Raw genomic sequence first — 12629 nt, 5'->3', positions numbered from 1 at the left:
AAAGGAGCGCCTAAACTTTGCGGCCCGTAATGCGGCCGATTTCCTTTGCCACCATCGCTTCGACGAGCGGGGGCAGGTTGGTGTCGAGCCAGTCCTTGAGCATCGGGCGCAGCGCGTCGAGGACGACGTCTTCCATCGTGCGACCGTTCGCGGCCGGCGCTGCGGCGGCGGGCGCCGCGGCAGCGCCGGGCGTGACGGCGGCGGTCAGGGCTTCGAGCGACTGGCGCGCGGCATCGGCGCTCGCTTCGGAGACCAGTTCTTCGGTCTCGGGCGCTGCTTCGGCCGCAGCGTCAGCGGCGCGATCTTCCTGCTCCTGAAGGTCGAGAATATCGTCGGCTTCGGCGGCGCGGGCGTCGCGCGCCGTGCCCGGCGCCTCGTCGCGAGCGATCACGCGCCGAATCGACGACAAGATATCTTCCATCGACGGTTCCCGCGACATATCGCCCATCACCAAGCCCCCTCAGCCCACGAAAACAGGGCGGTTAACCATCTTCTACCGGTTCGGGGCGGGTTTTGCCAAGCCTTATTGTGGCGCGAGCGCGGGGGGTCCTTCGGGGACGCCGGCGTTGGCGGCGGGGACCGCGCGGGTATCGTTCGCGACCTGCTGCGGCGCCGGATCGTCGGCCCAGTCCCACAGCTCGCCCTTCACGCGGCGGTAATTGACTTCGGGATCATAGAGCGCGCCGCCCTCGAGCCCCAAGTCGCGCGCCTCGGCCTTGCCCATCGCGGCGAGCACCGAGAAGGCGGCGACATAGCTGTTGCGCTGCGCCGAGACGAGCTGGACCTGTGTGTTCAGATATTCCTGCTCGGCGTTCAAAATGTCGAGGATCGAGCGGGTGCCGACGCTGTTTTCGGCGCGCACGCCTTCGAGCGACAGCGCGTTCGCGCTCACCGCCTGCCGCGTCGCGGCGATGATGCGTTCGTTCGCCTGCCACGCGGCATAGGCGCCGCGCGTCTGCGCGATCACGCCGCGTTCGACCTCGATATATTGCTCGATCGCCTGGCTGCTGCGCGACTGCGCCTGGCGCACCTGCGCCGAGCGGCGGCCGCCGGTGAAGATCGGCAGCGTCACCTGCACCCCCGCCGCCGCGTTCGACGTTTCCTGGAGCACGCCGACGCCGGGGACGCCGCTGTTCAGCGATCCGAGGAAATTATTATAGCCGCCGCTCAGGATCGCCGAAACCTTGGGCGCGCGGCTCGATTTGGCGGTGCCGATGTCGGCCTTCGACGCGTTGACCTGCTCGTTCGCCGATTCGATGTCGGGATTGTTGCCGAGCGCGACCGTGACCGCGTCCTCGGCGGTCCCCGGCAGGTTCGGCAGCTGCGGCGGCGCCTGCAGATCGACCGGCGCCTCGCCGACGAGGCGGATATAGCCTTCGCGGCTGGCGATCAGATTGGCCTCGGCGGTGCGCAAATCGCCCTCCGCCAGCGCGAGCCGTGCCTCGGACTGGGCGACGTCGGTGCGCGTCAGGTCGCCGATCTCGAACCGGTCGCTCGTCGCCTGCAAATTGGTGCGCAGGACCGCGACATTCTTCTGGTTGAGCTGGACGATCGCCTGATCGCGGATGACGTCCATATAGGCGCCGACGACCTGCGAGAAGATGCTCGCCTCGGTCGCGCGAAGGTCGGCCTGCCCCGCCTCGACGCGAAATTTCGCCGCACGCACCGCATTGCGCACCGCCCCGCCCTGATAAAGCGGCACGGTCAGCTGGCCGCCCATCGTCAGCGAGCGCCCGGGCGCGTTGAAGCTGTTGCCGGGAATGATCAGATTTTCTTCGTAGCTCGCCTGCGTGCCGATGTCGGGAAGGCCGTAGCTTTTTTCGATCGGGACATTTTCGTCGTTCGCGCGCTGGCCCGCGCGCGCGCCGGTCAGCGTCGGGTTGTTTTCATACGCCTTGGCGAGCGCCCCTTGCAGGGTTTCCGCCTGTGCCGCCATCGGCAGCAGCAGCGCGCCCGCGGCGAGGCCGGCAAGCCAGTGGGCACGACGAAGGGACTGTTTCTTATCTGTATCGGTCATCGTGGTGTCCGCCTGTAGCAAGGGGGTGGGCCCGGTCGTCAGAACTGAAAGCCCGCGGGTGCGGCGAAGCCGGGCAGCGGCGCGACGTCCATGTCGGCGAAGCTGCGCAACGCGACGGTGCCGCCGACGCTGACGCCTTCGACCAGCCGCGTAACCGCGCCTTCGCGGCGCGCCGCGACGAGCCGCCCGCCATCGGCGAGCTGCCGGGCGAGCGCGGCGGGCAGCGTTTCGATCGCACCTTCGACGATGATGCGGTCGAAGGGGGCGGCATCGGGCGCACCCGCGGCGAGCGGGCCCTGGACCCAATGGATATTAGCGTCTGCGGTTGCCGTCTGCGCCGTCGCCATCAGCTCCGCATTCTCCTCGACGGCATGGACTTCGGCGCCGAGCCGGGCAAGCAGCGCCGCGGTATAGCCGGTGGCGCCGCCGACGAGCAGGACGCGCATGCCGGGGCGCACCGCGGCGGCGACCAGCATCCGGCCGGTGACCAGCGGCGCGTTGAGCGCGCGGCCGTGACCGAGCGCGATCGCGCGATCGGTATAGGCGACGCTGGCGAGCGCGGACGGCACATGCGCCTCGCGCGGCACCGCGGCCATCGCACCGATCACAGCGGGATCGATGACGTCGTTCGTCCTGAGCTGGCTATCGATCATGGCGGAGCGCATCTCCGCCGCCGTGATTTCGCTAAACTTCGTCGCCATCAGCCTTGTTCCGATTCCCTGGGGTTAAGCCGTTGCGGGGCAGCTCTAGCCGAAGCGATGCTGTATTGCAATGATAATACAGCCAAGCGGCCCGCTGCGGCGCGCATAGCCCGCCCGGTTCGGGCCGCCAACCCCGCATCGCGCCGGGAAAGACGCGATATTTGCCCGAAATAGCGAAACAATCGGATTGCGGTCGCGAAATGAAACCGCTAGGGGCGCTGTCTCCACGCATTTCTGCGTCTGAGGCCCGATGGCGGAGTGGTTACGCAGAGGACTGCAAATCCTTGCACGCCGGTTCGATTCCGGCTCGGGCCTCCAAAATCCTGTAGATCGATACCGCGGCTTCCGCCGCAACGACAAAGGGCCGCCCCTTGGCGGGACGGCCCCTCCATTGTCGTGCCTGTCGCGGACAGCTTAGCCGAGCTTGACCCCCGCGAGGACGGTCATGCTCAAATCTGCCGCATGCGGCGTGGGACAATGAGACATTCGACCACCTCCTTTCGCTTGTTGACGATGATCATAATCTAGGCTTTTCGGCGATCGATTCAAGAGATGGCGAAAACCGGGCCTTGCCGTTTGCCGGTCGCGGCGGGAAAGATAGAGTCCCGCAAGCTCGCTTGAACGAAGGACAGCAATATGGCCCACGGAACCGCCCGCATCGGCAAGGATCACTATCGCACCGAAATCGAGGTCGGCGGCCATGCGCTGGTCGGCGACGAGGGGCCGGGGCTCGGCGGGAAGAACCTAGGGCCCGCGCCCTATGATTTCCTGCTGGCCGGGCTCGGCGCCTGCACCGCGATCACGCTGCGCATGTATGCCGACCGCAAGGAGTGGCCGCTCGACTCGGTCGAGGTCGGATTGAAGCTCGTCAACAAGGACGGGCCGCGTGTCGACCGGGTGCTGACGATCGCCGGACTCGACGAGGAGCAGAAGGCGCGACTCGCCGACATTGCCGAGCGGACGCCGGTGACGCTGACGCTGAAGAGCGGGCTGCCGATCGATACGCGCCTCGCTTAGGGTCAGGACCTATTAATTGCACGTTCGAGGCGTCGAAATGGCGAAGATATCGGGTTCGGGCGGGCGCAGCGGGTAGCATCGCTACCCGCAAGGCCGCACGCGCCCGAGATCGAAGCCATTTCGGCGTCCCTTCGGGATTTGACCGATTTTGTCCATTGCGTCGTCGGCAAGTCTGGAAATATCGACATATTCCTGCGCCTTGCCTCCTCGCACTGAACAAAATCGCTTCAAACCTCGAACGCGCAATTAATAGGTCCTGACCCTGACCGCAGCGCCACTGGACATTTTGTCCCACCTCACTTATATACCAGCCGTTATGGAAATAGAGACCGCCACCGTCGCTCCACCGCACAAGGGCCGCCCGCGCGAATTCTGCGTCGACATGGCCTTGGCGGCGGCGCTGCGCGTCTTCTGGTCGAAGGGCTATGAGGGCGCCTCGATGGCCGATCTGACCGAGGCGATGGGGATTACCAAACCCAGCCTCTATGCCGCCTTCGGCAACAAGGAGGCGCTCTTCAACAAGGCGCTCGACCTTTATGAGCGCGAGAAGCTCGATTATATGCAGGCGGCGCTCGCCGCCCCGACGGCGCGCGGCGTCGCCGAGCGGCTTATGCACGGCGCGCTCGACATGTATAGCTGTCCCGAGAATCCCGACGGCTGCCTTGGCGTGATCACCTCGGTCGCGTGCGGCGCGGAGGCGGAATGTATTCGCGACGCGGTCCTCGAACGCGGCGCCGTGGCGAAGCGGGCCATGCTCGAACGCTTCGCGCGCGCCAAGGAAGAGGGCGACTTTCCGCCCGACACCGACGCCGAAGGGCTCGCGGCTTTCCTGACCGCGGTCAATCAGGGCATGTCGGTGCAGGCGGGCGCGGGCGCCACGCGCGCCGAACTCGAACGGCTGGTCGAAACCAGCCTGAAGCTGTGGCCGGGGCGCTAACCAGCGGGCAAAGCGCGTAAAAGGCGACATCGCCGTTCGGTAAATCGCCTGAAAGAAAAATTTTACTGCCCGGTACAGAATGCGCTTGACGCAGCGCAACATAAGTTATATACCGATCAGTATACAAAGAGTCTCTCCCCCGAGACCGGCCGCCGCCTGACGAAGATCATGCGGCGGCCGGAAGTTTCACCATCGAATATTTTTGCCGGAGCGGATCTCGTTCCGGTCGGGCGTCCGCTGGCGTTCGCCCGCAAGACATAACAGGGACCCCGCACGCGCATGGGATGCGTGTGACGGGACGGGGCGGCCGTCCTCTTCGAAGAGGCGCTCCGGCACCAAGGACCAAAAGCGAAACCGGCCGGAGGCATGCGCTTCCGGCATCGGCTGCCTGCGCCCCCTCCCCTCCCACCGGGGCGCAGGCGGCCGAAACCAACGAAAAAGAAGAGGGCATATCCATGACCGTCCACACCCCGATCGAAAAGCTCGACCCCGCCGACGCGAAGGTCCGCCGCGAACTCAAGACATTGCTCCATCCCGCGCGCGGCCGCCGCGCCGCGTGGATCGGCGCGTTCCTCATCCTGATCGTCGGCGCCTGGTGGCTGCTGCGCGAGGGTCCGCCGCAGGCGGCCGCCGCCCCCGCGCCGGTGCTGACCGTCGCGGCGCCGATCGCGCGCGATGTCACCTTGTGGGACGAATATATCGGGCGCTTCGAGGCGTCGAAGGCGGTCGAGGTGCGCCCGCGCGTCTCGGGCGCGATCACCGCGATTCACTTCACCGACGGGCAGATCGTCCGCAAGGGGCAGCCGCTCTTTACCATCGATCCGCGCCCCTATCGCGCCGCGCTCGCCGAAGCGCGCGCCTCGGCGGCCAGCGCGCGCAGCGACCTGGCGCTCGCAAGGCTCGAACTCGACCGCGCGAGCCGCCTCGTCGATATAGAAGCGGTGTCGCAGAGCGAGATCGACCGGCTTCGGGCCACGGTCAATGCGGCGACGGCGGCGCTCGCGGGAGCCGATGCGCGCATCGCGGCGCGCGCGCTCGACGTCGAATTCACCACCGTCCGCGCGCCGCTCGCCGGCCGCATCTCGGACCGCCAGATCGACGCGGGCAACCTCGTGTCGGCGGGCGACGCCGGCGGCACGCTGCTGACGACGATCAACGCGCTCGATCCCATTTATTTCACCTTCCAGGGTTCGGAGGCGCTGTTCCTCAAGACCAAGCGCGAGGGTGGCCAGAAGGGTGCCGACGTCGAAGTCCGCTTGCAGGACGAAAACGACTATCGCTGGAAGGGCCGGATCGACTTCACCGACAATGGCCTCGACCCGCGCTCGGGCACGATCCGCGCCCGCGGCCGCTTCGACAATCCCGAGATGTTCCTGACCCCGGGCATGTTCGGCAACATGCGCCTGTCGACGGGCCAGACCGCGCGTGCGCTGCTGGTCCCCGCCGCCGCGGTGCAGACCGACCAGGCGCGCAAGATCCTCTATGTCGTCGGCAAGGACGGCATGGTCGCGGCGAAGCCGGTCGAGATCGGCCCCGAGGTCGATGGCCTGCGCGTCATCCGTTCGGGGCTGGCGCCGACCGACCGCGTCGTCATCAACGGATACCAGTTCGCGCGGCCCGGAACCAAGGCCGAAACCAAGGCCGGCAAGATCGCCGCCGACGCGCCCGAGAAGGGCGCGGCAGGGCCGAACGAGCCGGTATCGGCGCAGGCGACCTTCGCGAAATAGCCTTTCTTCTCCCCTCCCGCTTGCGGGAGGGGTCGGGGAAGGGGCTGTGACGTTCCGCAGCCCTCCCCGCTGCGACTAGCGAGCAAGCTCGCAAGTCTCGCTGCCCCTCCCGCGAGCGGGAGGGGAGGTTTGACAGATCATAGAACAGGGGCTCTCCCATGCGCCTATCACGCTTTTTCATCGACCGGCCGATCTTCGCCGCCGTGCTCGCCGTCATCATCACCATCGTCGGTGCGGTCGCCTATATCGGCCTGCCCGTGTCGCAATATCCCGACATCGTCCCGCCGACGGTGACGGTGTCGGCGAGCTATCCCGGCGCCTCGGCCGAAACCGTCGCCGACACGGTGGCGGCGCCGATCGAGCAGGAAATCAACGGCGTCGACAATATGCTCTATATGAGCAGTCAGTCGACGGGCGACGGCGCGGTGACGATCACCGTGACCTTCAAGATCGGCACCGACCTCGATGCCGCGCAGGTGCTGGTACAGAACCGCGTCGCGATCGCGACCCCGCGCCTTCCCGAGACGGTGCAGCGCCTCGGCGTCGTGACGCGCAAGACCTCGCCCGACTTTTTGATGGTCGTGAATCTGGTCTCGCCCGACAAGTCGCTCGATCGCGCCTATATCTCCAACTATGCACTGACCCAGCTTCGCGATCGGCTCTCCCGCATCGACGGCGTCGGCGACGTGCGGCTGTTCGGTGCGCGCGACTATGCGATGCGTGTGTGGATCGACCCCGGCCGCGCCGCCGCGCTCGACCTCACCGCCGGCGAAATCGTCGCCGCGCTGCGCCGCGAGAATGTGCAGGTCGCCGCGGGGACGCTCGGCCAGCCCCCCCATGCCAATGGCAGCGACTTCCAGCTCAACGTCGAAACGCAGGGGCGCCTCTCCGACCCCAAGGATTTCGCCAATATCGTCATCCGCAGCGATGCCGACGGGCGGCAGGTCCGCGTGTCGGACGTCGCGCGCGTCGAGCTTGGCGCGTCGGACTATAACAGCAACACCTATCTCTCGGGCGATCCCACGGTCATCATGGCGGTGTTCCAGCGCCCCGGGTCTAACGCGCTCGCCGCCGCCGAAGCGGTCGAGGCCGAAATGGTCGCCTCGTCGAAGAATTTCCCCAAGGGCCTCGAATATCGGGTCATCTACAACCCGACCGAGTTCATCGCCCAGTCGATCGACGCGGTGATGGATACGCTGCTCGAAGCGGTCGTGCTCGTCGTGATCGTCATCCTCGTCTTCCTGCAGAAATGGCGCGCGGCGATCATTCCGGTGCTCGCGATCCCGGTGTCGCTGATCGGCACCTTCGCGGTGCTCGCGGCGGTCGGTTACAGCCTCAACAATCTGTCGCTGTTCGGGCTGGTGCTCGCGATCGGCATCGTCGTCGACGACGCGATCGTCGTCGTCGAGAATGTCGAGCGCAATCTGGAGAAGGGCATGAGCGCATTGGAGGCCGCGCGCACGTCGATGGACGAAGTGTCGGCCGCCTTGGTGGCGATCGTGCTCGTGCTGTGCGCGGTGTTCGTGCCGACGCTGTTCCTGACCGGGCTGTCGGGCGCCTTTTATCAGCAGTTCGCGGTGACGATTTCGACCGCGACGATCATCTCGCTGATCCTTTCGCTCACCCTGTCGCCGGCGCTCGCCGCGATCCTGCTGCGCGGCCATTCGGCGCCGGCGAACGAGGGCAAGGGCATGCAATATGTCCGCCGCGCCGGCGACGCGTTCAACCGCGGGTTCGAGCGGATGAGCGATGGTTATGCGCGGCTGACCGACCGGCTAGTGCGCGCGCCGAAGAAGATGATGGTCACCTATGCGGGGCTGATCGCCGCCACTGCCGGCTTGTTCTGGGCGACGCCGACGGGCTTCATCCCGGCGCAGGATCAGGGCTATTTCCTCGTCGTCGCCAAGCTGCCCTCGGGCGCCTCGGTCGAGCGCACCGATGAAGTGCTGCAAAAGGTCGCGGCGCGCGTGCTGCCGGTCGACGGCGTGCTCGGGTCGGTGATGCTCGCGGGCTTCGACGGCCCGTCGCAGACGCTCGCGCCCAACTCGGCCGCCGCCTATTTTCCGCTCAAATCGTTCGAGGAACGGGCGAAGCTCGGCGTCGAGTTCGACGACATCATCAACGAGGCGCGCAAGCGCACCGCAGACATCACCGAGGCGCAGATCGTGATCATTCCGCCGCCGCTGATCCAGGGCATCGGCTCGGCGGGCGGTTACCGGATGATCGTGCAGGATCGCGGCGGCCACGGCTATGCGGCGCTCGCGAACGAGACGAACAATCTCATTGGCAAGGCGAACCAGACCCCCGGCCTCGCCAACGTCTTCACCTTCTTCGACCCGACCAACCCGCGCGTCTTCGCGGATATCGACCGGGCGAAGGCGAATGCGCTCGGCGTGCCGCCCGAGCGGGTGTTCGAGGCGTTGCAGGTCTATCTGGGATCGGCGTTCGTCAACGATTTCAACCTGCTCGGCCGCACCTATCGCGTCACCGCGCAGGCCGACGCGCCCTTCCGCCAGAGCGTTTCCGACATCGCCAACCTCCAGACGCGGTCGAACAGCGGCGCGATGGTGCCGATCGGGTCGGTCGCGAATTTCGAGGATCGCACGGGGCCGTACCGCGTCACGCGCTACAACCTCTTCCCCGCGGTCGAGATCGACGGCGACACCGCGCCGGGCGCATCGTCGGGCGCGGCGCTGACGACGATGGAAAAGCTCGCGACCGAGTCGCTGCCCGCGGGTTACGGGACCGAATGGACGGGCATCGCCTTCCAGCAGAAGGCGGCCGCGAACACCGCGGGGATCGTCTTCGCGCTCGCGGTGCTGTTCGTCTTCCTCGTGCTCGCGGCCCAATATGAAAGCCTCGTGCTGCCATTGGCGATCATCCTGATCGTGCCGATGTGTCTGCTCGCGGCGATGATCGGGGTGAATTTGCGCGGCATGGACAATAATGTCCTCACGCAGATCGGGCTCGTCGTGCTCATCGCGCTCGCGGCGAAAAATGCGATCCTGATCGTCGAATTCGCCAAGCAGGCCGAGGAACAGGATGGCCTGTCGCCGATCGATGCCGCGGTGCGCGCCGCGCGCGACCGTCTGCGCCCGATCCTGATGACGAGCTTCGCCTTCATCCTCGGCGCGGTGCCTTTGCTCATCGCGAGCGGGGCGGGAGCGGAACTGCGCCAGGCGCTCGGCACCGCGGTGTTCTTCGGGATGATCGGGGTGACGGCGTTCGGCCTGATCTTCACGCCGACCTTCTACGTCGTCTGCCGCGCGCTCGGCGACCGGTTCGCCGCGCGCCGCCGGCGCGGGACGGACGACCATGGCGCGGCGCTGCCCGTGCCGGCGGAATAAGGAGAAAGATGATGATGCTCCGCAACCTTGTCACCGCCGTATCGGCACTCGCGCTCGCCGCCTGCGCCGTCGGCCCCGGCTATAAGGCGCCGCAGTCAGCGTCGGCGCCCGCCGCGACGGGTGCGTTCGTTTCGGCGAACGGCCCCGCCGTCTCGCTCGCGCCCGTCGAAGCCGACTGGTGGCGCCTCTATGACGATCCCGTGCTCGACGGGCTCGTCGCCGACGCGCTCGCGAGCAACACCGACGTCCGCGTCGCGGTCGCGAATATCGCCAGGGCGCGCGCGGCGTTGCGCGGGGCGCGTTCGGACCGGCTGCCACAGACACAGATCGGTGCTGGTGCCAACTACGGGCGCAATCCCGAAGGCCAGCGCCTCCCGAGCGCCGACCGCGAGGATTGGACCGTCGATGTCGGCGCCAATATTTCTTACGAGGTCGACCTGTTCGGCCGCGTCAGCCGCTCGGTCGAGGCTGCGCGCGGCGATAGTGAAGCGGCCGAAGCCAACGCCGACGCGGTGCGCGTGATCGTCGCCGCCGATACGACGCAGGCCTATGCGGACGCCGCCTCGGGCGCGGCGCGGCTCGACGTCGCGCGGCGGATCGTGGGCCTGCTGGGTCAGCAGGTGACGCTGACCCAGCGGCGCAAGGAGGTCGGGATGGCGACGGGGCTCGACCTCGCGCGCATCACGACGCTCCGCGACCAGCGCGCCGCCGACATTCCCGCCATCGAGGCCGAGCGGCAGGCGGCCCTGTTCCGTCTCGCGACCCTGACCGGTCGTGCGCCCGCTGCGCTTCCCGCCATCGCGGGGACACGCAACATCGGCCTCGAAATCACCGATCCCATCCCGGTCGGTGATGGGGCGGCGCTCTTGAAGCGCCGTCCCGACATTCGCGCCGCCGAGCGCCGCCTGGCCGCCGACACCGCGCGTATCGGAGTCGCGACGGCGGACCTTTACCCGCGCATCACGCTGGGCGGTTCGGTGGGGTCGACGGGCGCCGGCTTCGGCGATGTGTTCGGCGGCGGGCCGCTGCGCTGGCTGCTCGGGCCCTTGCTCAACTGGGCTTTCCCCAATCAGGAACCCGCGCGGGCCCGCATCGCCGCGGCCGAGGCCGATACGCAGGCGTCGCTTGCCGAATTCGACGGCACGGTGCTGCGCGCGCTCGAGGAAACCGAGACCGCTCTCACTTCCTATGCGCGCTCGCTCGAACAGCGTCAGGCGCTGCGCGCGGCGCGTGACCAGGCCGAGCGTGCGGCGCGGATCGTGCGCGCCAAGCGGCAGGAAGGCGCGTCGGATTCGCTCGAATGGCTCGACGCCGAACGAACGTTTGCGGAGACCGAAGCGGTGCTCGCCGCGCAGGACGGGCAGATTTCGCGCCGCCAGATCGCATTGTTCCGCGCGCTCGCGGGGGGCTGGTCGAGTTAGGGTGGCCCCCTGCCGTTCAGCATCGTTTACGCCGCCTTTACCAGTCCGGGTGCATGACATCGTCCTAAGTTTGCGACTGGGGATGAATGATGGACAGCATGCGCGGACTGCTTTCGGGCAGCCACGACCAGGAAGATGGGGCGATCGATGCGCCCGCGTCGGTCGGCGTCGACGAACGGCGGATGCAGGTCAGGGCCTATAATTACTGGGCCTCGCTGCTCGCCGACCGCGCTTACCCCTCGGTCGAGGATCTCGACCTGGAGGGCGCCGATTTCGGAGCTTATTCGGTTCTGCTCGATTTCACCGCCGGGGTCGAAAATCCGGGCCTCGCCTATATCGGCGATACGCTTCGCGCCGAGTCGCAGATCGACGAGGACGTCCATTATATCAGCCAGATTCCCGGGCGTTCGCTGCTGTCGCGGCTGACCGACCATTATCTGCAGATCATCGCCAACCGCGCCCCAATCGGCTTCGAGGCCGAGTATGAGAGCGATCGCGGCGTCACGATCATGTATCGCGGCATATTGCTGCCCTTTTCGTCCGACGACGACACGATCGATTTCATCATGGGCGTGATCAACTGGAAGGAAGCGGCCCCCGCCGATCAGGCCGAGGAACTGCAATTGTCGGTCGAACAGGCGCTGCGCAGCGCCGCGCCGCTGACCGCGCCGGTGCCGGTGTGGGCCGACGGTCCCGACTCGGAGCATCTGGACGACGACGTCGCTCCCGGCTTTGCCGCGCTGCGCGACGGCGACGGTGCTTTTGCCGATATTTCTGCGGGTGATGAAGCACCGATCGACCCAAGCGCGGATGCCGAGCTTGCCGACTGGCTCGCGCTCGCGCGCGAAACCGCCGAGCGGGCGAGCGCCGCCGACAGCCGCAGCCGCGGCGCGCTCTATCAGGCGGTCGGCAAGGCGTGGGATTTCGCGCTGGCGGCCGAGGAACAGCCCGACGCCTTTGCCGCGCTGCTCGACGACGCCGGGCTGGCGGTGCAGGATCGCGCGCCGATGACGCCGGTCGTCAAACTGGTCTTCGGCGCCGCCTATGACAAGACGCGTCTCGCCGAATATGCCTGCGTCCTCGGTCATGCCAAAGAGGAAGGCCTCCGTCGCGGCGCCCTCGCCGGCTATCTCGATCGCTATCCGGGCGGGCTCAAGGGTCTGGTCAAGGATACGCGCGCGCGCCGCAAGCCCGTCGATGGTTCCGAGCGCAAAGACGAGAAGCTCGAAGTGCTGCGCCGCGCGCAGCCCGCGCTGATCCTGGAGCATGATGCCGGCGACGCCGAATTCGTCGTGCTGATCGCGCGCGCGATGCCCGGCGGCCATATCGGCATCGTCGCCAAGGCGGCCGACGATCCGGCGCTGGTCGCGAAGCTCGCGAAGAAGGCGATCGCAATCACGCCCGGCGCCTGACCGCCGAACGGCTGAGAGCGTTCACGCAACAGACAACCCCAAAATTGAAA

General features: G+C 67.2%; 9 protein-coding genes and 1 tRNA gene. 7 read left to right on the top strand and 3 right to left on the bottom strand.

Going from position 1 to position 12629, the window contains the following annotated elements; genetic code table 11:
* Window positions 1-10: 10 nt before the first annotated feature.
* The 3 genes from GGR90_RS16050 to GGR90_RS16040 form a co-directional block, all read right to left on the bottom strand.
* Window positions 11-421 carry a DUF2497 domain-containing protein gene (locus GGR90_RS16050; RefSeq protein ID WP_342449956.1) on the bottom strand — a complete coding sequence of 137 codons (411 nt, stop codon included), beginning with the start codon at window positions 419-421 and terminating at the stop codon, window positions 11-13.
* Between the two features lie 102 nt (window positions 422-523).
* The gene (locus tag GGR90_RS16045; RefSeq protein ID WP_167922394.1) at window positions 524-2017 is read right to left on the bottom strand and encodes a TolC family outer membrane protein; all 1494 of its coding nucleotides are present in this window, start codon (window positions 2015-2017) and stop codon (window positions 524-526) included.
* 38 nt (window positions 2018-2055) lie between these two features.
* Window positions 2056-2718 (bottom strand): protein-L-isoaspartate O-methyltransferase family protein, encoded by a 663-nt coding sequence (locus tag GGR90_RS16040; protein ID WP_167922393.1) that lies wholly within the window; start codon window positions 2716-2718, stop codon window positions 2056-2058.
* A gap of 244 nt (window positions 2719-2962) precedes the next feature.
* Here GGR90_RS16040 and GGR90_RS16035 point away from each other — a divergent pair.
* From GGR90_RS16035 to GGR90_RS16005, 7 genes are all read left to right on the top strand, one after another.
* A tRNA-Cys gene (locus tag GGR90_RS16035) sits at window positions 2963-3036 on the top strand.
* A gap of 318 nt (window positions 3037-3354) precedes the next feature.
* Window positions 3355-3735: an OsmC family protein gene (locus GGR90_RS16030; protein ID WP_167922392.1), complete on the top strand. Its 381-nt coding sequence runs from the start codon at window positions 3355-3357 to the stop codon at window positions 3733-3735.
* Window positions 3736-4051: 316 nt separating this feature from the next.
* Window positions 4052-4672 carry a TetR/AcrR family transcriptional regulator gene (locus GGR90_RS16025; protein WP_167922391.1) on the top strand — a complete coding sequence of 207 codons (621 nt, stop codon included), beginning with the start codon at window positions 4052-4054 and terminating at the stop codon, window positions 4670-4672.
* Between the two features lie 455 nt (window positions 4673-5127).
* Window positions 5128-6399, top strand: coding sequence for an efflux RND transporter periplasmic adaptor subunit (locus GGR90_RS16020; RefSeq protein ID WP_167922390.1), 1272 nt, complete (start codon window positions 5128-5130; stop codon window positions 6397-6399).
* Window positions 6400-6557: 158 nt separating this feature from the next.
* The gene (locus GGR90_RS16015) at window positions 6558-9746 is read left to right on the top strand and encodes an efflux RND transporter permease subunit (protein WP_167922389.1); all 3189 of its coding nucleotides are present in this window, start codon (window positions 6558-6560) and stop codon (window positions 9744-9746) included.
* Between the two features lie 11 nt (window positions 9747-9757).
* The gene (locus GGR90_RS16010; RefSeq protein ID WP_167922388.1) at window positions 9758-11167 is read left to right on the top strand and encodes an efflux transporter outer membrane subunit; all 1410 of its coding nucleotides are present in this window, start codon (window positions 9758-9760) and stop codon (window positions 11165-11167) included.
* 89 nt (window positions 11168-11256) lie between these two features.
* Window positions 11257-12579 (top strand): PAS domain-containing protein, encoded by a 1323-nt coding sequence (locus GGR90_RS16005; RefSeq protein ID WP_167922387.1) that lies wholly within the window; start codon window positions 11257-11259, stop codon window positions 12577-12579.
* Window positions 12580-12629: the final 50 nt, after the last annotated feature.

Origin of the sequence: Sphingopyxis italica, from assembly GCF_011926545.1 — a bacterium.
GTDB classification, from domain to species: domain Bacteria; phylum Pseudomonadota; class Alphaproteobacteria; order Sphingomonadales; family Sphingomonadaceae; genus Sphingopyxis; species Sphingopyxis italica.
The sequence above is the reverse complement of the archived record's forward strand: the minus strand, read 5'-3'. Positions and strand labels throughout refer to the sequence as shown.